Source organism: Microbacterium meiriae, from assembly GCF_040702565.1.
In the GTDB taxonomy this organism is placed as follows: Bacteria; Actinomycetota; Actinomycetes; order Actinomycetales; family Microbacteriaceae; genus Microbacterium; species Microbacterium meiriae.
Genome location: NZ_JBFBLJ010000002.1, coordinates 115,312 through 139,348, shown reverse-complemented (window position 1 = coordinate 139,348; position 24,037 = coordinate 115,312). Strand labels below are relative to the sequence as shown.

Annotated in this window: 25 protein-coding genes; 18 read left to right on the top strand and 7 right to left on the bottom strand. The window is 71.6% G+C overall.

Annotation, left to right across the window (positions count from 1 at the left end):
• The 3 genes from AB0310_RS08105 (at position 1) to AB0310_RS08095 (ending at position 2,939) form a co-directional block, all read left to right on the top strand.
• Entirely contained in the window at positions 1-1,182 is a 1,182-nt protein-coding gene (locus tag AB0310_RS08105; protein ID WP_366236982.1) for an acyl-CoA dehydrogenase family protein, read from the top strand.
• Positions 1,179-2,057, top strand: coding sequence for a 3-hydroxyisobutyrate dehydrogenase (gene mmsB, locus AB0310_RS08100; RefSeq protein WP_366236981.1), 879 nt, complete (start codon positions 1,179-1,181; stop codon positions 2,055-2,057). The genes AB0310_RS08105 and mmsB overlap by 4 nt, the downstream gene beginning before the upstream one ends.
• A gap of 105 nt (positions 2,058-2,162) precedes the next feature.
• Positions 2,163-2,939, top strand: coding sequence for an enoyl-CoA hydratase-related protein (locus AB0310_RS08095; RefSeq protein ID WP_259953419.1), 777 nt, complete (start codon positions 2,163-2,165; stop codon positions 2,937-2,939).
• Between the two features lie 93 nt (positions 2,940-3,032).
• On the opposite strand, the gene AB0310_RS08090 is transcribed toward AB0310_RS08095, so the two are convergent.
• Genes AB0310_RS08090 through AB0310_RS08080 form a run of 3 tightly spaced genes read right to left on the bottom strand, consistent with a single transcriptional unit; the run spans position 3,033 to position 4,479 of the window.
• Positions 3,033-3,476: a YdeI/OmpD-associated family protein gene (locus AB0310_RS08090; RefSeq protein ID WP_292795083.1), complete on the bottom strand. Its 444-nt coding sequence runs from the start codon at positions 3,474-3,476 to the stop codon at positions 3,033-3,035.
• Positions 3,473-3,943 (bottom strand): SRPBCC family protein, encoded by a 471-nt coding sequence (locus AB0310_RS08085; RefSeq protein WP_187662486.1) that lies wholly within the window; start codon positions 3,941-3,943, stop codon positions 3,473-3,475. The genes AB0310_RS08090 and AB0310_RS08085 overlap by 4 nt, the downstream gene beginning before the upstream one ends.
• Positions 3,943-4,479 carry a MarR family winged helix-turn-helix transcriptional regulator gene (locus AB0310_RS08080; protein ID WP_259953343.1) on the bottom strand — a complete coding sequence of 179 codons (537 nt, stop codon included), beginning with the start codon at positions 4,477-4,479 and terminating at the stop codon, positions 3,943-3,945. Before AB0310_RS08080 ends, AB0310_RS08085 begins: the two co-directional genes overlap by 1 nt.
• Before the next feature lie 175 nt (positions 4,480-4,654).
• On the opposite strand from AB0310_RS08080, the gene AB0310_RS08075 reads away from it, so the two are divergent.
• The 5 genes from AB0310_RS08075 to AB0310_RS08055 are packed head-to-tail and all read left to right on the top strand — an operon-like array spanning position 4,655 to position 9,662.
• On the top strand, positions 4,655-5,431 hold the full coding sequence (locus AB0310_RS08075) for an electron transfer flavoprotein subunit beta/FixA family protein (RefSeq protein WP_268777069.1): 777 nt from the start codon (positions 4,655-4,657) through the stop codon (positions 5,429-5,431).
• Position 5,432: 1 nt separating this feature from the next.
• Positions 5,433-6,404, top strand: a complete 972-nt coding sequence (locus AB0310_RS08070; RefSeq protein ID WP_366236980.1) for an electron transfer flavoprotein subunit alpha/FixB family protein — start codon at positions 5,433-5,435, stop codon at positions 6,402-6,404.
• Positions 6,405-6,406: 2 nt separating this feature from the next.
• A complete protein-coding gene (locus tag AB0310_RS08065; RefSeq protein WP_366236979.1) occupies positions 6,407-8,020 on the top strand; it encodes a cytochrome b/b6 domain-containing protein in 1,614 nt (537 codons plus the stop codon).
• Positions 8,021-8,023: 3 nt separating this feature from the next.
• The gene (locus AB0310_RS08060; protein ID WP_366236978.1) at positions 8,024-8,497 is read left to right on the top strand and encodes an ASCH domain-containing protein; all 474 of its coding nucleotides are present in this window, start codon (positions 8,024-8,026) and stop codon (positions 8,495-8,497) included.
• A gap of 13 nt (positions 8,498-8,510) precedes the next feature.
• On the top strand, positions 8,511-9,662 hold the full coding sequence (locus AB0310_RS08055; RefSeq protein WP_366236977.1) for an acetyl-CoA C-acetyltransferase: 1,152 nt from the start codon (positions 8,511-8,513) through the stop codon (positions 9,660-9,662).
• A 52-nt stretch (positions 9,663-9,714) separates the two neighbouring features.
• Here the strand turns inward: AB0310_RS08055 and AB0310_RS08050 are convergent, their stop codons facing one another.
• Positions 9,715-10,224 (bottom strand): GNAT family N-acetyltransferase, encoded by a 510-nt coding sequence (locus AB0310_RS08050; protein WP_060922628.1) that lies wholly within the window; start codon positions 10,222-10,224, stop codon positions 9,715-9,717.
• Positions 10,225-10,354: 130 nt separating this feature from the next.
• Between AB0310_RS08050 and AB0310_RS08045 the strand changes: the two genes are divergently transcribed.
• The 7 genes from AB0310_RS08045 to rocD all read left to right on the top strand — a co-directional run bounded on the left by AB0310_RS08045 (position 10,355) and on the right by rocD (position 18,858).
• On the top strand, positions 10,355-10,915 hold the full coding sequence (locus tag AB0310_RS08045) for an acyl-CoA thioesterase (RefSeq protein WP_187662479.1): 561 nt from the start codon (positions 10,355-10,357) through the stop codon (positions 10,913-10,915).
• A gap of 64 nt (positions 10,916-10,979) precedes the next feature.
• Positions 10,980-14,654, top strand: coding sequence for a proline dehydrogenase family protein (locus AB0310_RS08040; RefSeq protein ID WP_366236976.1), 3,675 nt, complete (start codon positions 10,980-10,982; stop codon positions 14,652-14,654).
• A 270-nt stretch (positions 14,655-14,924) separates the two neighbouring features.
• Positions 14,925-15,359, top strand: coding sequence for a hypothetical protein (locus AB0310_RS08035; RefSeq protein WP_292797415.1), 435 nt, complete (start codon positions 14,925-14,927; stop codon positions 15,357-15,359).
• Positions 15,359-15,589 (top strand): helix-turn-helix transcriptional regulator, encoded by a 231-nt coding sequence (locus AB0310_RS08030; RefSeq protein WP_187662476.1) that lies wholly within the window; start codon positions 15,359-15,361, stop codon positions 15,587-15,589. Before AB0310_RS08035 ends, AB0310_RS08030 begins: the two co-directional genes overlap by 1 nt.
• Positions 15,586-16,584 carry an NAD(P)-dependent alcohol dehydrogenase gene (locus AB0310_RS08025; RefSeq protein ID WP_187662475.1) on the top strand — a complete coding sequence of 333 codons (999 nt, stop codon included), beginning with the start codon at positions 15,586-15,588 and terminating at the stop codon, positions 16,582-16,584. Before AB0310_RS08030 ends, AB0310_RS08025 begins: the two co-directional genes overlap by 4 nt.
• A 163-nt stretch (positions 16,585-16,747) precedes the next feature.
• The gene (ddaH, locus tag AB0310_RS08020) at positions 16,748-17,626 is read left to right on the top strand and encodes a dimethylargininase (RefSeq protein WP_366236975.1); all 879 of its coding nucleotides are present in this window, start codon (positions 16,748-16,750) and stop codon (positions 17,624-17,626) included.
• Between the two features lie 2 nt (positions 17,627-17,628).
• Positions 17,629-18,858, top strand: a complete 1,230-nt coding sequence (gene rocD, locus AB0310_RS08015; RefSeq protein WP_292797449.1) for an ornithine--oxo-acid transaminase — start codon at positions 17,629-17,631, stop codon at positions 18,856-18,858.
• 90 nt (positions 18,859-18,948) lie between these two features.
• Here the strand turns inward: rocD and AB0310_RS08010 are convergent, their stop codons facing one another.
• The 3 genes from AB0310_RS08010 to AB0310_RS08000 are packed head-to-tail and all read right to left on the bottom strand — an operon-like array spanning position 18,949 to position 21,071.
• Entirely contained in the window at positions 18,949-19,233 is a 285-nt protein-coding gene (locus AB0310_RS08010; RefSeq protein WP_025105431.1) for a hypothetical protein, read from the bottom strand.
• A gap of 60 nt (positions 19,234-19,293) precedes the next feature.
• The gene (locus tag AB0310_RS08005; RefSeq protein WP_280567314.1) at positions 19,294-20,625 is read right to left on the bottom strand and encodes an MFS transporter; all 1,332 of its coding nucleotides are present in this window, start codon (positions 20,623-20,625) and stop codon (positions 19,294-19,296) included.
• A 5-nt stretch (positions 20,626-20,630) separates the two neighbouring features.
• A complete protein-coding gene (locus AB0310_RS08000; protein ID WP_187662473.1) occupies positions 20,631-21,071 on the bottom strand; it encodes a MarR family winged helix-turn-helix transcriptional regulator in 441 nt (146 codons plus the stop codon).
• Between the two features lie 70 nt (positions 21,072-21,141).
• Between AB0310_RS08000 and AB0310_RS07995 the strand changes: the two genes are divergently transcribed.
• From AB0310_RS07995 to AB0310_RS07985, 3 genes are all read left to right on the top strand, one after another.
• Positions 21,142-21,900 carry a copper homeostasis protein CutC gene (locus AB0310_RS07995; protein ID WP_280567258.1) on the top strand — a complete coding sequence of 253 codons (759 nt, stop codon included), beginning with the start codon at positions 21,142-21,144 and terminating at the stop codon, positions 21,898-21,900.
• 9 nt (positions 21,901-21,909) lie between these two features.
• Complete coding sequence (locus AB0310_RS07990; protein WP_187662471.1) at positions 21,910-22,764, top strand: alpha/beta fold hydrolase; 855 nt, start codon at positions 21,910-21,912, stop codon at positions 22,762-22,764.
• 531 nt (positions 22,765-23,295) lie between these two features.
• Positions 23,296-24,033 carry a DUF1684 domain-containing protein gene (locus AB0310_RS07985; protein ID WP_366236974.1) on the top strand — a complete coding sequence of 246 codons (738 nt, stop codon included), beginning with the start codon at positions 23,296-23,298 and terminating at the stop codon, positions 24,031-24,033.
• The last annotated feature ends 4 nt before the right edge of the window (positions 24,034-24,037 follow it).

Genomic DNA, 24,037 nt, shown 5'->3' with positions numbered 1-24,037 from the left:
ATGACCATGACCACTGTCACCACCACCGACGAGGAGCGCGAGGCGATCCTCGACGCCGTGCGGGAGTTCGCCGATGCGGAGCTCGCTCCGTTCGCCGCCGAACGCGACGAGAAGCACCTGTTCCCGCGGGAGTCGCTCCAGCGCGGTGGCGAACTCGGCCTCGGCGGGATCTACGTGAGCGAGGAGTTCGGCGGCACGGGGCTCACCCGCGTCGACACCGTCGCCATCTTCGAGGAGCTCGCCAAGGCCGACCCCGCCGTGGCCGCTTACATCTCCATCCACAACATGGTGGTGTGGATGATCGACACCTACGGCGACGACGAGCAGCGGTCGCGCTGGCTACCGTCGCTGACCGCCATGCAGGAGTTCGGCGGCTACTGCCTCACGGAGCCGGGAGCCGGATCCGACGCGGCGAACATCGCGACCAGCGCCGTCCGCGAGGGCGACGAGTACGTGCTGACCGGGGTGAAGCAGTTCATCTCCGGAGCCGGTGAGGCCGCGGTATACGTCGTCATGGCGCGGACCGGCGAGCCGGGAGCCCGGGGCATCAGCGCCTTCCTCGTCCCCGGCGACGCGGAGAAGCTGAGCTTCGGCGCCCCGGAGAAGAAGATGGGGTGGCACGCGCAGCCCACCCGTCCCGTGATCATGGACGGCGTGCGGGTGCCGGCGTCCGCGATGCTCGGCGACGAGGGCCGCGGCTTCGCGATCGCGATGTCGGCGCTCAACGGCGGACGCCTCAACATCGCGGCGTGCTCGATCGGCGGTGCGCAGGCAGCGCTCGACAAGGCCGTGCAGTACGTGCACGAGCGCGTCGCGTTCGGGGAGCCGCTGGCGGAGAAGCAGTCGATCCTCTTCGCGATCGCCGACATGCGCACCGACCTGCAGGCGGCGAGGCTGATGATGCGCGACGGCGCGCAGGCAGTGGACGAGAAGGCGCCGGACGCGACGATGCGGTGCGCGATGGCCAAGCGCTTCGCGACCGACGCCGGCTTCGAGGTGGCCAACCGCGCCCTCCAGCTGCACGGCGGCTACGGCTACCTGCAGGACTACGGCATCGAGAAGATCGTCCGCGACCTCCGCGTGCATCAGATCCTCGAGGGGACGAACGAGATCATGCGCCTCATCGTGGGGCGGGAGATGCTGCGACCCGCGGGGTCGACGTCGATGCGGAGCGCCTCATGACCCGCGTGGCCTTCCTCGGCCTCGGCCACATGGGCCTGCCGATGGCGAAGAACCTCGTCGCCGCCGGACACGAGGTGCACGGCTTCGACCTCGTGCCCGCGGCGATCGAGGCGGCCGGGACGGCCGGGATCCCCGTGGCGGCGAGCGGCGCGGAGGCGGTGACGGACGCGGAGGTCGTGGTGACGATGTTCCCGGCGGGGAAGCACGTCATCGAGGCCTACCGCACGGAGCTGCTGGCGGCCGCGCGCCCCGGAACGCTGTTCATCGAGTCGTCGACCATCGCGGTGGACGAGGCGCGGGCCGCTCATGCGCTCGCGCTCGCCGCGGGCCATCGGCACATCGACGCCCCGGTCTCCGGAGGTGTGGTCGGGGCGGAGGCCGGAACCCTGGCGTTCATGGTCGGGGGCTCCGACGACGACTTCGCGGCGGCGCTTCCGCTGCTGGAGATCATGGGGAAGCGCATCGTGCACTGCGGCGGACCGGGACTCGGACAGGCGGCGAAGGTCTGCAACAACATGGTGCTCGCGGTGTCGCAGATCGCCGTGGCCGAGGCGTTCGTGCTGGGCGAGCGGCTCGGACTCGAGCATCAGGCGCTGTTCGATGTGGTGTCCCAGGCGTCGGGGCAGTGCTGGGCACTCACCACGAACTGTCCCGTGCCCGGCCCGGTGCCCACGAGCCCCGCGAACCGGGACTACCAGCCGGGATTCGCCGGAGCCCTCATGGCGAAGGACCTCGGTCTCGCGCTGCAGGCCATCGAGCAGACCTCGACGGATGCCCGGATGGGTCGTCTGGCGCAGGAGCTGTACGCCGCCTACGCCGCCGGCGACGGCGCCGCCCGCGACTTCTCCGGCATCATCACCGACATCCGCGGCTGACCCCGGCTTTCGAATCGCCTGAATGGTCGCGAATCCGGCCGAAATGCAGCACTTCGGGCGATTCGAAGGGGAGGGTGGATGACAAACGACAGGAAGGCGGCAGCGATGACCGAGTACGAGACGATCCTGGTGGAGCAGCGCGGACGCGTGGGGTGGATCACCCTCCACCGTCCGGAGGCGCTCAACGCGCTGAACAGCCGGCTCGCCGAGGAGGTCACCGCGGCCGCGCAGGCCTTCGATGCGGATGACGGGATCGGCGCGATCGTCCTGACCGGCTCCGAGAAGGCCTTCGCGGCCGGTGCCGACATCAAGGAGATGGAGGGCATGTCCGCGGCGGAGATGCTCGAGACCGACCACTTCGGCGTCTGGCACGACTTCGCTGCCGTGCGCACCCCGGTCATCGCGGCGGTCTCCGGATTCGCGCTCGGTGGCGGCTGCGAGCTGGCGATGATGTGCGACATCATCCTCGCCGCGGACACCGCGAAGTTCGGACAGCCGGAGATCAATCTCGGCGTGATCCCCGGCATGGGCGGCACGCAGCGGCTCATCCGCGCGGTCGGGTACTACAAGGCCGCGGAGCTCGTGCTGTCCGGCCGCTTCATGGGGGCCGAGGAAGCGGAGCGTTCCGGACTCGTGTCCCGCGTCGTCCCGGCGGCGGACCTCCTGGCCGAGGCGACGACGTTGGCGGAGACGATCGCGTCGAAGTCGCTGCCGTCGGTCTACGCCGCCAAGGCCGCGCTCGATGCAGCGATGGAGACGACGCTGTCCGCCGGCCTCGCCCATGAGAAGCAGGCGTTCGCGGCGCTGTTCGACACGCACGACCAGAAGGAGGGGATGTCGGCCTTCCGCGAGAAGCGCACGCCCGACTTCCAGAACAGCTGATCGCGGTTCACAACTCAGGAGGTCGAGTCGCGGAGCCGGCGTTCTGCGGTGTCGGGGCCCAGTCGGCCGCAATTCTCCTGAGTTGTGAACGGGTCAGCCGCGCAGGGACTCCACGATCTTCGCGATCCGGCGCTCGCGCGTCGCGTCCTGCTTGGCGTCGGCGACCGCCCTGGCGTGCTCCTTCCGCGCTGAGGGGGAGAGGGCGTCGAAGGCCGCGCGCACCGCGGGGTCGACGTCGAGGGCGGCGGCCAGGGCGGCCGGCACCTCGACCGTCCGCTCTGCGGTGTCGAGCCGGATCACGGCGTCCACCTCCTGGTCGATCTCCACCGCGAGGTCTGCGCGGGCGGCCTTGCTGAGACCGATCATGTTCTCGCCGCCCATCCGGGCCAGGCGCAGGCGGGCGGTGCGGCCGCCGATCGTGACCGCGACCGGGAAGGTCTTCCCCGCGCCGAAGGAGGCCACCTGTTCGTCGGTGAGGAGGATCGCCGCGGCGGGACCGCGACCGGTGAGGACGGTGTGCACGCGCAGTTCGCTCATGCAGGAAGAGTACGCCCGCCGTCCTCGATCGCGGCGACGAGGGCGGTGTTGCGCTCCGCGATCAGCCGCTCCATGTACCGCCCCAGGACCAGGGCGTCGACGAGGCGGCCGAGGGGCCCGAAAGGCGACCGGAACACGACGGTGTCCCGCATGAGGGTGCCACGCGGGTGCTCCTCGAACACATGCTCGTGCCGGAGCTCGCGGAACGGTCCGGCGATCTGACGGTCCGTGAACCGATGCGGCGCGTCGATGTCGAACACCACGGAGCGCAGGCGGAACGGGATGCCGAAGTGCCGCGCGCGCCAGGTCACCGTGGACCCCTCGGTGAACGCGCCGCCCGCAGGCTCCTCGATCATGGTCTCGCTGTAGCGCGCCATGGACTGCAGATGCAGTTCGGGGTCCAGTGCCGCGGCGAAGACGACCGGGCGGGGCGCCGCGATCACGGTGTCGAGCACGAACCGGGGCATCAGAGCGGTTCGGGGAGGGGGCGCGGATCGATGAAGTCGCCGGCGTCACGGCGCAGGCGGGCGACGATGGCGACGAGCTCCGCGGCGTCGGCCTCGCTCATGCCGGGGTCGGCGAAGACGTCGGCGTTTAGGGCGGTCGTGGCGCGCTCGACGAGGTCGCGCCCGGCGTCGGTCAGGGCGAGCATCGCGGCGCGTCCGTCGTGGGGGTGCGGTTCGCGGATCACGAGGCCGTCGCGCACGAGCCGCTCGGCGGTGCTGGTGATGGTGGTGGCGTGGACCTGCAGGCGCGCGACGACGCTCGACAGCGGCAGTCGTCCGGCCCGGCTGAAGGCGAGCAGCCGGAGCACCTCGTACCGCGCGAAGCTCAGCGCGAACGGTTTGAGGGCCGCGTCGACGCGGGCGAGGAGGAGCTGCTGTGCCCGCATCACCGACGTGACGACCGTCATGCCGTCTGCGGCCTCGGTCCAGCCGTGCGCGATCCACTGCCGCTTCGCCTCGGCGAGCGGGTCGACGGGAAGCGGGCGGGGTCGGACCACGTCTCTACGGTACCGGCGTGGGGCGCCCCCGGTCGCCAGCGGCGAGCCGAGGACGGCAACTGTCGACTATGTATACATTCGTGACCGAAATGTCGGGTGCAGCCTGCGGATCCCTCTGCCTTTGGCTACATAGAAGAGCGGGCGGATAGACTCAGCGTGTCGTGAGGAGCATTCGATGAAGATCTTCGTCCTGGTCAAAGAGGTGCCGGACACCTATGGTGATCGCACGTTGAATCTGGAGACCGGCCTCGCCGATCGCGGCGCCGGGGATGTGGTCCTCGACGAGATCACGGAACGGGCCCTCGAGGTCGCCCTCTCCTACGCCGACAAGAACGAGGGCACCGAGGTCGTGGCCCTCACGATGGCGCCGGAGAGCGCGACCGCGTCGGTGCGACGCGCCCTCGCGATCGGCGCCGCCTCCGCGATCCACATCGTCGACGAGCAGCTCGTCGGTGCCGACCTGGGACTCACCGCCGAGGTCCTCGCCGCCGCGATCCGCCGTGGCGCCCCCGACCTCGTCATCACCGGCAACCTGTCCACCGACGGCGCCGGTGGCGTCCTGCCCGCGATGCTCGCCGAGCACCTCGGCTGGGCGCAGGCCACTGCCCTCTCCGCGGTCGAGATCACGGCCGACGGCATCTCCGGCACCCGGGGCGCGGACGCGGGGAACCAGCAGGTGACCGCGCCGCTGCCCGCCGTGATCTCCATCACCGAGGCGCTCCCTGACGCCCGGTTCCCGAACTTCAAGGGGATCATGGCGGCGAAGAAGAAGCCGCTGGAGGTGCTGTCCCTCGCCGACCTCGACGTGTCGGCCGACCCCGCGGCGGCTCCGCGCACCATCATGACCGCCGTCTCCGAGAAGCCTCCGCGGGCGGCCGGTGTCAAGATCACCGACGAGGGCGATGCCGCCGAGAAGCTCGTCGAGTTCCTCGTGCAGAACAGGCTGGTGTGACATGGCGTACCCCGAGAACCCGATCCTCGTGCTCCTCGACGTCGACCCGTCCGGCGAGCTCGCCAGCAGCACCGCCGGACTCCTCGGCGCGGCGGCGGGCATCGGCACCCCGGTGGCGCTGATCGTCGGCGGTTCCGAGACCGCGGTCGCCACGGCCGCGGCGGCCGGAGCCGCGGTCGTGCTCACGGCCGAGGGCGACCCGTCGGCGCTCACGGTCCCGATCGTCGACGCGCTGCAGGCCGCCGCCGCGCAGGTGCAGCCCGAAGCCGTCCTCATCTCGAACTCGATCTCCGGGCGCGATGTCGCCGGCCGGTTCGCGGTGCGATCGAAGAGCGCTCTCGCCGTGGATGCCGTCGGGGTCTCCCGCGACGACGAGGGCATCGTCGCCCACCACTCGGTCTACGGCGGGGCGTACCTCGTCGATGCGGCCGCGACGTACGGCACGCTCGTCGTCACGGTGCGCCAGGGCGCGGTGGAGGCCAGGGCCGAGGCGGTCGCCTCCCCGCAGGTCGAGCAGCTCGCGGTCACCCCGTCCGGAGCGGTCGCCGCGACGGCGGGCCCCGTCGAGACCGTCGAGGCCACCTCGTCCCGTCCCGAGCTGCGCGGAGCGACCCGCGTCGTCTCCGGTGGCCGCGGCCTCGCGTCGAAGGAGAAGTTCGTGCTCGTCGAGGAGCTCGCCGACGCTCTCGGCGCGGCCGTCGGCGCCTCGCGCGCCGCGGTCGACGCGGGCTACATCCCGCAGTCCCACCAGGTCGGGCAGACCGGGGTCTCCGTGTCGCCGCAGCTCTATGTCGCGCTCGGGATCTCCGGGGCGATCCAGCATCGCGCCGGCATGCAGACGTCGAAGAACATCGTGGCGATCAACAAGGACCCGGAGGCGCCCATCTTCGACGTCGCCGACTTCGGCATCGTCGGCGACGTGTTCGCGATCGTCCCGCAGGTGATCGCCGCGCTCGAGGCGCGGAAGAAGTAGTCATGGCGACGCGGGTGCTGCGCCGCGGGCTTCCGCGGGTGCCGGGCGGCGAGCCGTGGCCGCCCGCCGATGCGACGGTCGAGACCGTCGATGCGGCCGTCGCCGTCGAGGCGCCGGTGGCGACGCCGGTCTCTGCGACGACGGAGGGCGGGGAGGACGGCCCCGCTGCGGTCACGCCGGACGCCGCGCCGCGTCGGGCGCTCCGCCGGGGTCTCCCGCGCGTTCCCGGCGGTGAGCCCTGGCCGCCGCCTACGGTCGGGGCCGCGCCGTCCGCACCCGCCGTGGTGCCGGGCGAGACCGCACCTTCCGCCGCGGCGTCCGCCGCGCCCGTTGCGCCTCCTGCCTCCCCCGCTGCCGCCGGGTCGTCCGCCGCGCCGGCTCGGACTCCTGCTGCGGCGCCCGCTCCCGAGACGCCCGCCGCAGGCGAGAGCGTTCGCCGCGGACTGCCCCGAGTCCCGGGTGGCGAGCCCTGGCCCCCCGCAGGGACCGTGCCCGCCCGTCCGACCTCCGCTCCGTCCGCGGCCGTGGCGGCGGATGTCTCCGCGATCCCGGAGACGGCGGCGCCGTCCGCGACCCTCGTCTCCGAGCCCGCCGCTGTCCCGGGGACCGCGCTCGCCACCGGCGCCGACATCAGCGCGCCGCTGCCCTGGACCCGTACGGTCTGGAACGGTCGAGCACCGCGGCATCTCCCGGCCGCCGCCTCGGCGGCCGCGACCGCTCGCCGGCGCCCGACCTGGACCCAGGCGATCGCGACGCTGTTCGGCGCCGCCGCCCTCGGCGTGCTCGCGGCCGCGGCCGTGGCCCTCGTCCGCACGCTGCTGAGCCTCCCGTTCATGCAGGACTTCCTGGCGGCCTTCCCTGGCGAGTACGAGCCACCGATCCCGGTCGAGCCCGGCTTCGCGCCGTGGGTCAACTGGGCGCACTTCTTCAACATGTTCCTGATCGTGCTGATCATCCGCTCGGGGCTGCAGGTGCGCACCGAGAAGCGGCCGAGCGTGTTCTGGTCCCCGCGGAACAACCCGAAGGGCAAGATCAGCCTGAACCTCTGGTTCCACCAGGCGCTCGACATCCTGTGGCTGGTCAACGGCGTGATCTTCGTCGTCCTGCTGTTCGTCACCGGGCACTGGGTGCGGATCGTGCCGACGAGCTGGGAGGTGTTCCCGAACGCGCTGTCGGCGGCCCTCCAGTACATCTCGTTCGACTGGCCGCACGAGAACGGCTGGAACAACTACAACAGCCTGCAGCAGCTCGCCTACTTCGTCACCGTCTTCCTCGCGGCGCCGCTCGCCGCGGTCACCGGGTTCCGCATGTCGGGGCTCTGGCCCAAGAGGGCGGAGCGCCTGTCGAAGGCGTACCCGGTCGAGTGGGCGCGTGCCCTGCACTTCCCGGTGATGCTCTACTTCGTGGCGTTCATCATCGTGCACGTCGCGCTCGTGATGCTGACCGGCTTCCTGCGCAACCTCAACCACATGTTCGCGGCGCAGGATGCCGCGACGTGGACGGGGTTCTGGGTGTTCATCGCCTCGCTCGTCGTGATCGCGGTCGCCTGGGTCGCTGCGCGTCCGCTCGTGCTCGCGCCGATCGCGAAGGCGTTCGGCAAGGTCTCGGGGCGCTGATCCATGACCGATCGCACCGCCATCGAGGACTACTGGCGCGAGGCCCGCATCGCGCTGCCCCACCTGCCGGAGCCTCTTCCCGAGGCGTGGGGTTTCGGCGCGACGCCGGAGCACGCCGACGAGCTCCTGGAGCTCGTGCTCGCGGGTATCAAGGTGGGCACGGCGTCCTCTCTCTGGGACTACGAGGAGTCGGGGGATCCGCTGCCGACCGTCGGCGAGCTCAGCATCATCCTCGATGGGACCGGCGCTCCGCGCGCCGTGATCGAGACCACGGCGATCGACATCGTTCCGTTCGACGAGGTCGACGAGGCGCACGCCTTCACCGAGGGGGAGGGGGATCGTACCCTGGCGCACTGGCGCGAGGTGCACGAGCGCTACTGGCGCACCCACTCCGAGAACCCGCGCGGCTACGAACCCGACATGCCGGTGCTGTGCGAGCGCTTCCGGCTGCTCCTGCCGGCCGGCACGGAGGACTGAGAAGAGGGAGATCATGGCAGAGGCCTACATCGTCGACGCGGTCCGTTCGCCGGTCGGACGCCGTGGCGGCGCTCTCGCAGAGATCCACCCCGCCGACCTCGGCGCGCACAGTCTGCGGGCCCTCGTCGACCGGACCGGCATCGACCCCGGCGCCGTGGACGACGTGATCCTCGGAACCATCGATGCGATCGGCGGGCAGGCCGGGAACGTCGCGCGCACCGCGTCGCTCGTCGCCGGCTTCCCGGAACACGTGCCGGGCGTCACGATCGATCGGCAATGCGGATCGAGTCAGCAGGCCGTGCACTTCGCCGCGCAGGCGGTGCTCAGTGGCACCAGCGACCTCGTGATCGCCGGCGGGCTGCAGAACATGTCGCGGATCCCGCTCACCGCGGCCGCGACCGTCGGCCGGGAGTACGGCTTCACGACGCCGTACGCCGAGTCCCCCGGGTGGCGGGAGCGCTACGGCGACCAGGAGATCTCGCAGTTCCGTGGAGCGGAGCTCATCGCCGAGCGGTGGGACATCTCACGGGAGGAGATGGAGCGGTACGCGCTGGAGAGCCACCGCCGGGCGGCCCAGGCCCAGGACGACGGGCGGTTCGCGGCGGAGATCGCGCCGCTCGCCGGGCTCGACCACGACGAGGGCGTGCGCCGGGACACCACCCTCGAACGCATGGCGGGATTACAGCCGCTCGCGCCCGGTGGACGGATCACCGCCGCCGTCGCGTCGCAGATCAGCGATGCGTCGAGTGCCGTGCTCATCGCCAGTGCGCGGGCGGTGCAGGAGCACGGCCTCACGCCGCGGGCCCGCATCCACCACGTCTCCGTCCGCGGCGACGACCCCGTGCTCATGCTCACGGCACCGATCCCGGCCACCAGGCACGCGTTGGAGCGGACGGGACTCCGGATCGAGGACATCGACCTGTTCGAGGTCAACGAGGCGTTCGCCTCGGTCGTGCTCGCCTGGATGCGCGAGACCGGTGCGCCGCACGAGAAGGTCAACGTCAACGGCGGCGGCATCGCACTGGGGCATCCGATCGGCGCGACGGGCACCCGCATCCTCGCGACCCTGCTGAACGAGCTCGAGCGCACCGGCGGACGGTACGGCCTGCAGACGATGTGCGAGGGCGGCGGCGTCGCGAACGTCACGATCATCGAACGCCTCTGAGCGCAGACGAAAGGGCCGCCCCGCGGGGCGGCCCTTTCGGTGAGGACGAGGGTCAGGGGCGCACGAAGCGGACCTCGGTGAGCGTCTCGCCCAGGAACGGCTCGGTGTGCGCGGCGCCGTCGAGGTGGAACCCGTTGCGCGTGTAGAAGCGGTGCGCGCGGGGGTTGTCCTCGGCGACCCAGAGGTAGAGCGGCTCGTCCTTCTCGACGGCCGCATCGAACAGCTTCTGCCCGATGCCGGTCGAGTGGTACGCGTCGAGCAGGTAGATGAAGTACAGCTCGCGGAACGCCGGGGCGTCCTTGTCGCGAGCCGGACCCGAGCCGACGAAGCCGACGATCTCGCCGTCGACGAGCGCCGCGTTCATCTTGAAGTCGGGGCCCTGCGAGGCCCAGTGCGTCCACAGCTCGGCCATACGGCGGGGCGAGACCTTCTCCAGCGCCGCCTTGCTGATGAGGTGATCGTAGGTCTCGTGCCAGCACTGCGCATGCACGCGACCGAGGGCTTCCGCATCCACATCACGGACCGGACGGACGATGACTTCGGGCTGGGCTTCGGCGCTCATGCGGTGACTCTACGGCGGGTCCGTGGAAATCGGAAATCGGGGTGACGGCCCGGGGGAGGCCCTTCGGGGGCATGGAGGAATCGGACAACGAAGTTCGACCGTCGTGCGCGGATGGCTACGATCAGTCCTCGTGAATGTGATCTGGCGGACCCTCCTCGTGATCCTCGGTGCACGTCGTCGCGTACGGCAGGGGAAGACCCTCGACCCCACCGCCGTCGGCACCGTCACCGTGACCACCCTGCCCACGGACCTCGACATCCTCCGCCACATGAACAACGGCCGGTACCTGTCGCTGTTCGACCTCGGCCGCTGGGACCACCTCATCCGCACGGGGCTGTTCGACGTGATGAAGGAGCAGGGCTGGTACGCGGTGGTCTCCAGCGAGACCATCACCTTCCGCAAGTCGCTCCAGCTCTGGCAGCGGTTCGAGGTGCAGTCGCGCTTCATCGGGCACGACGAGAAGGCGCTGTTCCTGGAGCACCGGGCCGTGGTCGCCGGCGAGGTCTACGCCAGGGCCATCGTGCGGGCCCGCGTGCTGCGCCGGTCCGGCGGCACGGTCAGCAACGAAGAGCTGTTCGCCGCGGTGGGCAAGCCCGACGGGGTGCCCGAGATCGACGCGTGGGTGCACGACTGGGCCGCCGCGTCCGCCCTGCCTCCCGTGCGTACGCCCGCCCCCAGCATCTGGAACTGACCCGACTGCGGCCCGCCCGGTCGGGCACCCCGGGATTCCGCGACCGGAGACCTAGGGTGGTCACATGGCAGAGTCGTCGTCATCCTCCGCGGAGGCGGGGGCATCCGCATCCCTCGCCGATCAGGCCGTCGAACTCGCGCGCCGTTGGGTGATCGAGGCGGCTGCGGCCGACGTCGACCCCGCCGCCGAGCGTCTCGCCGGCGTCCTCCGCGACGCCAACGGCCTGCCGTTCACCCTCGGTTTCGTCGACGGCGTGATGCGGCCGGAGAGCCTGACCGCTGCGGCCGCCCAGCTGCGCCGCATCGCGCCCATCGTGCCGGAGTTCCTGCCGTGGTACCTGCGCTCCGCCGTGCGGCTCGGCGGCGGGGTCGCCCCGGTGCTGCCGACGCCGGTCGTGCCGATCGCGCGGCGGGCGCTGCGCGAGATGGTGGGACATCTCGTGGTGGACGCCCGGCCGACGAAGCTCGGACCCGCGATCGAGAAGCTGCGGGAGTCGGGGTCGCGACTGAACCTCAACCTCCTCGGGGAGGCGGTGCTCGGGGAGGCGGAGGCGCAGCGGCGGCTCGACGGCATCCACGAGCTCATCCGGCGTCCGGATGTCGACTACGTGTCGGTCAAGGTCTCCGCCATCGTCAGCCGCATCTCGATGTGGGGCTTCGACGAGGTCGTCGAGCGGGTCGTCGACCGGCTGCTCCCTCTCTACGTGACGGCTGCGGAAGACGGCACCTTCATCAACCTCGACATGGAGGAGTACCGCGACCTCGACCTCACGATCGCCGTCTTCACGCGGATCCTGGAGGACCCTCGGCTCACCGGACTCGAGGCCGGGATCGTGCTGCAGGCCTACCTGCCCGACGCGCTGCCGGCGTTGCAGGAGCTCACCGCCTGGGCACAGGATCGCGTGATCCACGGCGGGGCCCGCATCAAGGTGCGCCTCGTGAAGGGCGCGAACCTCGCGATGGAGCACGTCGAGGCGACCCTGCACGGATGGACGCCCGCGCCCTACGACACGAAGCTCGACACCGACGCCAACTACCTGCGCTGCCTGGACTGGGCGCTGCAGCCCGAGCACACGACCTCGGTGCGGATCGGGGTGGCCGGCCACAACCTCTTCGGCATCGCCCATGCGTGGCTGCTCGCCGGGGAGCGCGGGGTCCGCGACGCGGTCGAGTTCGAGATGCTGCTCGGCATGGCTCAGGGGCAGGTGCAGGCGGTGTCCCGCGAAGTGGGTCCGGTGCTGCTGTACGTGCCGGTCGTCGCGCCCGCCGAGTTCGATGTGGCCATCAGCTACCTCGTGCGGCGGCTGGAGGAGAACGCGTCGTCCGAGAACTTCCTCTCCGCGGCGTTCCACCTGCACGACGACGAGTCTCTCTTCGCGCGGGAGGCCGAGCGCTTCCTCGACGCCCTGGACCGGGCGGGGGACCCGGCCCTCGGCCTCGGCCCGCGGCGCACCCAGGACCGCCTCGCGCCCGTGCACGAGTCCGTGCGCCCCGCCCCGGTCGGTCCGGTGGCGGAGGCCGACCTCACGAACGCGGTGCTCGGCATCGTGCGCGGCTCCGACGACACCGACACCGGCGCCTACCTTGAGACCGCCGTGTACGCCGCGCGCGAGCGCGGGGAGGACACCGGGGGCGCGCCGGGCTTCGTGAACACGGCCGACACCGACCTCGCCCTCCCCGCCAATCGCGAGTGGGCAGCGGGGATCCGTGCGAGGCTCGCGGACTCGACGGTCGGGAGGGATGTCCTGGACGTGGCCCGCGTCGATGACGCCGATGACCTCGGCCGCATCGTGCGCGGCGTGCAGGGCGCGGCGGCAGCGTGGGGATCACGTCCCGCGGCCGAGCGGGCGGAGGTGCTGCTGCGCGCGGCGGCCGCTCTCGAGTCCCGCCGCGGGGAGCTGATCGAGGTCGCGGCCGCGGAGACCGGCAAGGTCTTCGCCGAGGCTGACGTCGAGGTGAGCGAGGCCGTCGACTTCGCTCGGTACTACGCCGCGACGTGCCGCGAGCTCGATGCGATCTCCGGCGCCGTGTTCGTCCCCGCCAGGGTGACCGTCGTCGCTCCGCCGTGGAACTTCCCCCTCGCGATCCCTGCCGGTGGCGTGCTGGCGGCGCTCGCCGCGGGGTCCGGCGTCGTCCTCAAGCCCGCCCCGCAGGCACGGAGGTGCGCGGCGGTGCTCGTGGCGGCGCTGTGGGAGGGCGGCGTGCCCCGCGAGGCCCTCGCTCTCGTCGACATCGAGGAAGGCGACCTCGGCCGTGCCCTCATCACGGACGAGGCCGTGGACCGGGTGATCCTCACCGGCTCGTGGGAGACCGCGGCGCTGTTCCGCTCCTGGCGCCCCGACCTGCCCCTGCTCGCGGAGACCAGCGGCAAGAACGCGATGATCATCACGCCCTCGGCCGACCTCGACCTCGCCGTGGCCGACCTCGTGAAGAGCGCGTTCGGGCACGCGGGGCAGAAGTGCTCCGCGGCGTCGCTCGCGATCCTCGTCGGGCCGGTGGGGCGCTCGCAGCGCTTCGCGCGTCAGCTCGCCGACGCGGTCCGCTCGCTGCGGGTCGGCTGGCCCTCGGATCCGCTCGCCGAGGTGGGCCCCGTCATCGAGAAGCCCGAGGGCAAGCTCGCCTGGGCCCTCTCCGAGCTGGAGGGCGACGAGCGGTGGCTCATCGAACCCGCCCTCGACCCCGCCGACGACGGCAGCGGACGGCTCTGGCGCCCCGGCGTGCGGGTCGGCGTGCAGTCCAGCTCTCGCTTCCACACCGAGGAGTTCTTCGGACCGGTCCTCGGGATCATGCACGCCCCGACCCTCGCGAAGGCCGTCGACCTGCAGAACGCGGTCGCCTACGGTCTCACGGCGGGGCTCCACACCCAGGATCCCGACGACCTGGCCTTCTGGCTCGACCGCGTGCAGGCCGGGAACCTCTACGTCAATCGCGGCACGACGGGAGCGATCGTACAGCGGCAGCCGTTCGGCGGGTGGAAGCGCTCCTCCGTCGGCGCCGGCGCCAAGCCCGGCGGGCCGAACCACCTCATCGGGCTCGGAACGTGGCGCGCGCAGCACGGGTCCCCGGCGTCGAGCACCCTCCACCTCCGCGGGCTCGACTCCCGGATCACCGGGCTCATCGAGGCCGCGCAGCCCTCCCTCCCGTTCGAGTCGTTCGAGTGGCTTCGACGGTCCGCCCTGTCGGACGCGTTGGCCTGGGACCGGGAGTTCGGCCGGGTGCGAGACGTGTCGCGGCTGGAGATCGAGCGCAACCTCTTCCGGTATCGGCCCGTGCCGGTGGAGATCCGCGCCACCGAGGACGCCGCCCTGCACGACCTGCTGCGGGTCGTGATCGCGGGGGTGCGCGCGGGGGCGGGCTTCGTCGTGTCCACTCCGGTCGGGCTTCCGGCGGGCGTGCGGCATGCTCTGGGAGACCTCGACGCCGTGGTGTTCCTGGAGACGGAGGACGAATGGCTCCAGCGGATGCAGGCGACCGCGGGTGAGGGGTCCTCGGGCGATGCCGAGGGTCCAGTGCTTCCGCGGCATGAGCGTGTGCGGCTCGTGGGCGGGCGGGAGTCGGTGGCGGCGCTGCACGCGGCGTTGGCGGTGGCGACGGGCGGTGATCCGGACCTCGCGGTGTACGACGCGGAGGTGACGGCGGCCGCCCGCATCGAGCTCCTTCCCTTCGTGCACGAGCAGTCCGTCTCGATCACCGCCCACCGCTACGGAAACCCCGACCCCTGGAGCGCCTCCGTCATCTGACCCCGTCCCCCGGCGCGGCTGCCGGAGCCGGTGCGGTGCGGTGCGGGCTCGAAAAGGTGCCTTGCGAGCCCCCGGCAGGTGCGTTTTCGATCCCGCTTCGGGATGCGCAGGACATGCGGGATCGGAAACGGGCGGGAGAGGCGGCTCGGGGGTGCGATTGTGATCCCGGAAGAGACTGCGCGGGACGGAATGCGGGTGTAAAAGATTCTTGACACAGGTGCGATGCGGACGTCTCCTCGTGTCAAGAATCTTTGACACGAGGAGAAGCGCATGGTCTACGAGGAGCGCAACGTCTGGGCCGGGCTCATCGTCAGTCCGATCGTCGCGGTCGTCTACGTGCTGCTGCTCATGCAGCAGGCCGGTGGCGGACCGCTCACCGCGACGGACTGGTTCCCGCTGATGCTGTGGACGATCGGCGGGGGCATCGTCGGGACGATCGTGCTCAGCATCCTCTGGGGCATCATCGCCGGGATGTCCGATCCGGACGGCGTCGGCCGCTCCGACATCCGCGACCGGGACATCGGCCGGATGGGGGCGCGCGTGGAGCAGGCCTTCGTCGCCATCGCCGGCCTCGGGGTCATCGTCCTGTGCGGTCTCGGTGCCGACGCGTTCTGGATCGCGAACACCATGTTCGCGGGGTTCCTCGTGGCGGCCGTCGTCGGCGGTGTCGCCCGGGCGATCGCGTACCGTCGGGGCCTGGTCTGATGGTCAAGCCCACCCTCGTCTCCAACAGCATCCGCGCCCACCGCGAGCGTGCCGGACTCACGCAGGCCGAGCTCGCCCGCACGATCGGGGTCACGAGGCAGACGCTCATCGCGATCGAACAGCAGAAGTACTCGCCGACGCTCGAGCTCGCGTTCCAGATCGCCCGGGCCTTCGGCGTCGGGATCGACGACCTGTTCGCGTATCCCACCGACCCCGGAGGTGCCGCATGACCGAGACGATGCCCGCCTGGACCCGCGAGACGTACGGCCCGGCCGCCGGGACTTCGCTGACCCGCCTGCCCGTGCCGCAGCCCCACCGGGGAGAGGTCGTGCTGCGCGTGCAGGCCACCGCCCTCAACGCCGGCGACGTGCGGCTGCTCCTCGGCGATCCGCTGCTGGTCCGGCCTTTCTTCGGCCTCACGCGCCCGAAGCACCCGGTCCGGGGGCTCGACGTCGCGGGCACCGTCGTGGCGGTCGGCGCCGACGTCGTGAACGCCGAACTCGGCGAACTCGTGGTGGGAGAGCTGCAGGGCGGCGGCGGCCTCGCCTCCCACGCCCGCATCGCGGCCGACCGCGTCGTGCCCGTGCCCCCGGATGTGACGCCCGAGGCGGCGGCCTGCCTGCCGATCGCCGGAGGCACCGCGTGGCAGGCGCTCGATGCGGCCGGGGTGGGGCTGCGCCACCGCGCACAGCGGGTCCTCGTGATCGGGGCGTCCGGCGGCGTGGGGACCTTCGCCGTGCAGCTCGCGGCGCTCCGTGGGGCCGAGGTCTGGGCGACGTGCCGTCCACGGAACGCCCTGCTGCTGGAGCGTCTCGGAGCCGTGCGCACGCTCGACCACCGCACGTCTCCGCTCACGCACCTGCCCTCCGCCCGGTTCGACGCCGTCATCGACCTCGCGGGAGGTGTGCCGATCCGCGAGCTGCAGCGTCTCGTCCGCACGGGTGGTCGCGTGGTGCTGGTGACGGGCGACGGCGGACGCGTACTCGGTCCTGTGCCGCGGATGATCCGCGCCGCCGTGCTCTCGGTCCGCGGACCCCGGGTGGTGTCCCTCGCGGCGACCTCGCACCCGGAGATCCTCGCGAAGCTGCTCGAGCTCGTGGAGGAAGGACACCTGGTCCCTGTGATCGAGCGCACCTACCCGTTCGCCGAGGCCGTGTCGGCGCTCGCGCACGTCGAGGCCGGGCACACGGTCGGCAAGGTCGTGGTGACGCAGCGCGAGGGCTGATGACGACACGGGACGGATGCTGGTGGCGCCCAGGGTCCGGTGGCACAATGGTCACCGGCGTGCCCGAGTCGCATCTTCCCCTCCGCCTCTTCCGAGCAGGGGGTCGAAGGACCGCCGGGCCCCTGGACAGCGTCCGCCGCGCCCGTTCACACGAGGAGCATCCATGTCGACGCCGGAGACCGCCGTCACCACCGCCCCCACGCGCACCGCGCACCGCCGCCACTACCTGATGTGCCGTCCCGAGCACTTCACGGTGAACTACTCCATCAATCCGTGGATGGAGCCGTCGCGGCCGACCGACACCGCCAACGCCGTCGCCCAGTGGCAGAAGCTCTACGACCTGTACGTCGAGCTCGGCCACGAGGTCGAGCTCATCGATCCGCTCCCCGGATACCCGGACATGGTCTACACGGCCAACGGCGGCTTCCTCATCGACGGGCGCGCCTACGTGCCGGAGTTCCGGTTCGTGGAGCGGCAGGGGGAGGCTCCGGCCTTCGCCGACTGGTTCCGCGCCGCCGGCTACGACACCGTCATGCCGGAGGAGGTCAACGAGGGCGAGGGCGACTTCCTGCTCGTCGGCGACGTGATCCTCGCCGGCACCGGGTTCCGCTCCACCGGCGACAGCCACCGCGAGGTCGGCGAGGTCTTCGGCCGCGAGGTCGTGTCGCTGAACCTCACCGACCCCCGCTTCTACCACCTCGACACCGCGATCGCGGTGCTCGACCCCGTGCAGGGCGTGGAGAACGGCGGCCCCGAGCGGGCGAACATCGCCTACCTCCCCGGAGCCTTCGACGACGCCAGCCGTGCCGAGCTGGAGAAGCGCTTCCCCGACGCGATCCTCGTGTCGGACGAGGACGGCGCGGTGTTCGGCCTGAACTCCTCGAGCGACGGCTCCAACGTCATCATCTCGCCGCGGGCGAAGGGCTTCGAGCAGCAGCTCCGGGAGCGCGGCTACAACCCGATCACCGTCGACCTGTCCGAGCTCCTCCTCGGTGGCGGCGGGATCAAGTGCTGCACGCTCGAGCTGCGGGGTGCGAAGTGACGATCGAGCAGACGGCGGGCGCTTCGACCCTTCGACAGGCTCAGGGACCCACCGCGGTCGCGGAGCCGCACGTCGCGCACAACTACCACCCGCTGCCGGTGATGATCGCGCGCGGCGAGGGAGCGTGGGTGACCGATGTCGAGGGCAAGCGCTACCTCGACCTGCTCGCGGCCTATTCCGCGGTCAACTTCGGGCACCGTCACCCCGCGCTCGTCGCGGCCCTGACCGAGCAGCTCGGTCGGGTCACGCTCGTCAGCCGGGCGTTCCAGAGCGACATGCTGGAGCCCTTCGCGGCCGCGCTCGCCGAGCTCTGCGGCAAGGAGCTCGTCCTGCCGATGAACACGGGCGCCGAGGCGGTGGAGACCGGCATCAAGGTCGCCAGGGCGTGGGGCTACCGCGTGAAGGGCATCCCCGAGGGGAAGGCGCGGATCGTCGTGGCGAAGGGCAACTTCCACGGCCGTACGACGACGATCGTGAGCTTCAGCGACGACGAGACCGCGCACGACGACTTCGGTCCCTACACGCCCGGCTTCGACCGCGTGCCGTTCGGCGACGCGGAGGCGATCGCCGCGGCGATCACCGAGGACACGGCGGGCGTGCTCGTGGAGCCGATCCAGGGCGAGGCCGGTGTGGTGATCCCGCCGGAGGGGTACCTCCGCCGCATCCGTGAGATCTGCGACGAGAAGAACGTGCTGTTCATCGCCGACGAGATCCAGGCCGGGCTCGGACGTGTCGGCGAGACGTTCGCGTGCGACCGCGAGGGTGTCGTGCCGGACCTGTACCTGCTGGGCAAAGCGCTCGGCGGTGGCATCCTCCCGGTCTCGGCCGTGGTGGGGAACACCGATGTCCTGGGCGTGATCCGTCCCGGTGAGCACGGCTCCACGTTCGGCGGCAACCCGCTCGCGGCGGCCGTCGGCCTGCGCGTGGTGGAGATGCTGCAGACGGGCGAGTTCCAGGAGCGTGCGCGGGCACTCGGCGCACACCTGGAGCAGGCGCTGCAGCCGCTGATCGGCCACGGTGTCACGGGCGTGCGCATCGCCGGGCTGTGGGCGGGCGTCGACATCGACCCCGCGATCGGTTCGGGCCGAGAGATCGCGGAGAAGCTGCTCGACCGGGGTGTGCTCGTGAAGGACACGCACGGGCAGACCATCCGCATCGCGCCCCCGCTCGTCATCCGGGCGACCGAGCTCGACTGGGCCGTCGAGCAGCTCAAGGTGGTGCTCGACGCCTGACCGCGGCCGACCCACCCCCTTCTGCACGACCCACCCCCTTGCGAACGTTCGCAAGGGGGTGGCTCGTCTCGAAAGGGGTGGGTCGACGGCTCAGGCCGGCGGGGAGTCGGGGTCGAGCGTGCGGAGGGTGTCCTCCTCGGCGGCGTTGTCGGCCGCGAGCTCGTCCTCGGTGTTCTCGTCGCCGCCCAGCGGCGCGTCGTGGCCGGGGCCGGAACTGCCCTGGATGGCGCCACCGGTCGACTCGCCGCGGGAGCTGTCGCCCTGGATCGCGCCGCCGGTGCCGTCGCCCTGGCCGGAGTTCTCGTCAGGGACGTCGACGCCGGGAGCGCCTTCGGCCGGATCCTGCGGGTGCGGGGTGCTCATGTTCTCGTCCATGACACGACGCTACGACCGCCGGGCCGTGATGAGGAAGGCGTTGACAAACGCGCCCGCAGCTCACTCGTCGTCGCGTCGAGGAAGCCGGATGGGCGTCGTCGCCGCGGCCTTCTCCGTGTAGTCCACCGGCTCGACCGGCTGCACGACGCGCAGTGGGCGGGTCTCGTCGAGGGTCAGGCGGAAGCGGCTGCTCTCCTCGCGGCGCAGCCTCCCGGACGTCAGCACCCACGTCACCCCGATCGCGCACGCGATGAAGCCGGCCGTCCCGCCGAGCATGATGGCGGCGCGGGGGCCGAACGTGTCCGCCACCCAGCCCGCGATCGGTGCGCCGACCGGGGTCGACCCCATGATCACGGCCATGTAGAGGGCGAGGACGCGGCCGCGGAGCGCCGGATCCGTCGTGATCTGCACGTAGCCGTTGGCCGTGGTCAGCAGCGTCACGATCATGAAACCGGTGAACGTGAGCGTGACCGCGTAGGAGAGGTAGGTGGGCATCGCGGCCGAGACGAAGGCCGCGATCCCGAAGCCGCCCGCCGCGAGGATCACCACGCGCACCCTCGCACGGTCCCGCCGTGCGGCGAGGAGGGCGCCGATCAGGGAGCCGATAGCGAGCACCGAGCTCAGCACCCCGTACCCGTCGGCGCCGGCTCCGAACTCCAGCGCCATGGTCGAGGCGAAGATCGGGAAGTTCATGCCGAACGCGCCGATGAGGAACACCGTCACGAACACGACCTTGAGGTCGCTGCGTGCCCAGACGTACCGGAAGCCCTCCGCGAGGCCGCCGCGGCTGCGGTTCTTCGGCCGCGGCGCCAGCAAATGCGTGCGCATGAGCATCAGCGCGACGATCATGGCGAGGAAGGTCGCGGCGTTGACGATGAACACCCAACCGGAGCCGATCGCGACGATGAGCAGACCGCCGACCGCGGGGCCGATCATACGGGCGAGGTTGAAGGAGGCGGAGTTGAGGGCCACGGCGTTGGAGGTCTCCGTGGCGGACACCATGTCCGACACGAAGGCCTGCCGGGCGGGTGCGTCGAACGCGTTGACGATGCCGAAACCGAGGGCGAACGCGAGCATCATCGGCAGGGTCATGACGCCGGCCAGCAGCAGGGATCCGACCGCGATCGCGAGGCCGAGCAGCGCGGTCTGCGTGGTCAGCAGGATCTTCCGCCGATCGAAGCGATCAGCGACCCAGCCGGTCAGGCTCACCAGCACCAGCGGTGGGCCGAACTGCAGTGCCATGGTGACGCCCATCGCGGTCGCGTCGTTGTCGGTGAGCTCGGTCAGCACGACCCAGTCCTGGGCTGTGGCCTGCATCCATCCGCCGACGTTCGACACGAGGGCGCCGGCGAACCAGATCCGGTAGTTGATGTTCGCGAAGGAACGGAACATGGCGCTCATCGCTCCACCACCCTCCGCATCAGGGCGCTCGCTTCTCGCAGCGTCGTCAGTTCCTCCTCGGTGTAGTCGACCTCGCGGAGCATGTCGGCCAGCAGCACGTCGCGGCGGCGGATGGTCTCGACGACGACCTCGACGCCGGCGGCGGTGATGTCCACCTGCACGCGGCGGCGGTCGTCCTCGTCCGGGGTGCGGGCGACGAAGCCCTGCTCCTCCAGGCCGTTCACGATGCTCGTCATCGAGGGGGCGGTCACGCGCTCGCGCTCGGCGAGGGTGGAGATCGTGCGCCGGCCGTTCATGCGCAGCTCGGCGAGAACGGCGAGCTGCGTGTCGCTCATCATGTCGGCGGCGCGGGCGCAGCGGAGCCGGCGGGCGAGCCGGAACGTGGCCATGCGCAGGTCTGTGGCGGTGAGGTGCAGGGAATCATCGGACGCAGACATACTTAGTTAGTCTATCTAATATTTCTGACGCGGGGGCAGGAGGAGCCGGGGCAGCGGGCACAATGGAGGGGTGACCCGAACGATCGCTCTCGAAATCGCCGTCCAGGATCCCGCCGGAGTGCGCATCGCCGCCGAGGTCGGCGCCGCCCGCGTCGAGCTCGCCACGGCCCTCGCCCTGGGTGGGCTCACCCCGTCGCCGGCCACCCTGGAGCTCGCGCTCGAAGCTGCGGGGGCGAACGGCCCCGAGGTGCACGTCCTCATCCGTCCGCGCGCCGGCGGCTTCCACTACAGCGCCGACGAGCTGGCCGTCGCCGAACGCGACGTGCGGCACGCGGTCGACGCAGGCGCGTCGGGCGTGGTGATCGGCGCGCTGGACGCCGAGGGGCGGCTCGACCTCGATGCCATGGCGCGGCTGCGGGACGCGGCCGGGGGAGCTCCGGCGACGCTGCACCGCGCGATCGATGTGACCGCCGACCCGGTGGCGACCCTGCGGGCCGCGAGGGAGCTCGGGCTCCGGCGCGTGCTCACGTCCGGAGGGGCATCGGCCGCGATCGACGGCATCGACACCCTGCGCGCGCTCGTCGCCGCGGCCGAGGGGCAGATCGAGGTCATGGCCGGCAGCGGCGTCGACGTCGCGAGCGCTCCGGTGCTCGCCGCGGCCGGCGTCGACGCCCTCCACTTCTCCGCGAAGCGGGCGGTGACCGAGGACGGCGGCGTGCGCATGGGCTCCGCCTCCGACGGGGTCGGCGGCTACGAGGTGACGGACCGCGACATCGCCTTCGCGATCCGGGACGCGATCCGCGACGCCGTCGAGGGAACCGACCGGTAGGGCCGACCCATGACCGAGACCCGCGAGTACACCGACAGCCACGGCATCGCCATCGTCTACGACGTCCACCCGGCGGAGGGTACGCCCCGCGGCGTCGTCCAGCTCCTGCACGGGGTGGGCGAGCACGCAGGACGGTATCCGGCGCTGATCGCCGCGCTCACCGGAGCCGGGTTCACCGTCTACGCGGACGACCACCGTGGGCACGGGCGCACCGGCATGCGCCAGCACGGCGATCCGGCCCGGCTCGGACGGCTCGGGCCCGGAGGTCTCCGGGCGGCCAAGGATGCGATCTGGCAGCTGACCGGCATCATCCGCGACGAGAACCCGGACCTTCCGCTCGTGCTCCTCGGGCACTCGTGGGGGTCGTTCCTCGCGCAGATGCTGGTGAACGAGCACGCCGAGGCCTTCGATGCGGTGATCTTGTCGGGTTCGGCGCTGCGCACGCCCCGCTCCCTGAACCCGGCGCCGCTGAACGCCGCGTGGGCCGCGGACGACGCGACCGGGTACGAGTGGCTGAGCCGCGACCCCGCGGTGTGGAAGGCCTTCGAGGAGGACCCGCTCACGACGGGGGTGCCTCTGCTCAAGCTCTTCGGTCTGCTCGACGCGGCGCGACTGTACGGGCGTCCGGCGACGCACCTCGCGCGCGACCTCCCGATGCTCCTCCTCGTCGGCCGTGACGATCCGGTCGGCGGTCCGCGCAGCGTCCACAAGCTCGCCGACCAGTACCGGCGCCGCTCCGGACTCACCGACGTCACGACCCTCGTCTACCCCGACGCCCGGCACGAGATCTTCCAGGAGCTGCAGCAGGACGAGGTGCGCGCCGACGTCCTCGCCTGGCTCGACGCCCACATCCCCGCCCGCTGACCCCTTCCGTCCCTTCCGCTGGCCACACGGGATCACTTTCGTGCCCGGGACGGGCCCCAGGGGAGCAATTTCGAACACGCACGGTGAGTGAGTGGGTCGGCGAGTCGGCGTCCATGGTGATCTACCGGAGTCGAGTTCGCGCCTCCCGCCACCGCCCGCGGGATCACCTTCGTGCCTCCGGACATCCCGCGGGATCAGCGTTGTGCCTCCCGCCACTGCAGCGGGATCACTTTCGTGCCCAGGACGGGCCCCAGGGGAGCGCTTTCGAACACGCACGGTGAGTGAGCGGGTCGGCGGCGGAGGGCGATCACCTGCGCGCCGCGGACGACCCCGGGTGGCGGGATCAGGAACGGGCGGGGAAAGGTGCGGCGAGGGACGGGTTTGATCCCGCGGGAGGTGCGCGGGGACCGCGGGGGAGTGTGACGCGGGATGACGCGCGGTGAAGGCGTGTGACGGAGGGAGGCCACGGGAGATGGGGGCAGTCCTAGATTCGGGGCACATCCGCACGAGCGAGGGGGAGGGCCCGCGGCGATGAGCTTCCTGACGGACTGGCATGAGTGGCATGCGGCGCGTGAACGCTATGCGGGGTCGGAGTACGGGCCGTCCGCGCTGGAGTCGACGAACTGGCTCATCACCGAACCCGCAGCGGTCGACGGCGTCCCCGGACTCTGGGCCCTCACCGGCGACGGCGGCATCCGCGGCAGCGAACTCGGACCGTCGGGGTCGGTCGTCACCCTCCGCGGCGCCCAGACCCTGCGCCTCGGGCGGCGGGAGTTGCGGGTATTCGATCGCAACGGGCTGCTGGCCCTCCGCGTCTGGAATCCGGCCCGTCCGCAGCGGGAGTGGTTCACGGCGATCGACGCCTACGCCCCGGACGAGCGCTGGCGGTTCGCGGCGACATTCGAGCCCGCAGCGGACGAGCGGGTCGTCGTCACGGCGGTCGACGGCGAGGAGCGGGAGACGCCGATCGCGGGACGGCTCCGGTTCGAGCTCGCCGGCGCACCCCACGAACTCACCGTCACCCGCAGCGGCAGCGGGACGCTCAGCGCCGTCTTCGCCGACGGCACGAACGGCCTCGAGACCTACCGGTTCCGATTCCTGCCGGTGGAGGAGCCCGCCGCCGACGGATCGGCGGTGATCGACTTCAACCGCGCCTACCTGCCGCCGTGCGCCTTCTCCGACCAGTTCGTCTGCCCCCTGCCGACGCCCGGCAACCGCTACTCCACGCCGATCAGGGCAGGGGAGCGCGTGGTCGTGCTCGGCGGCTGACCAC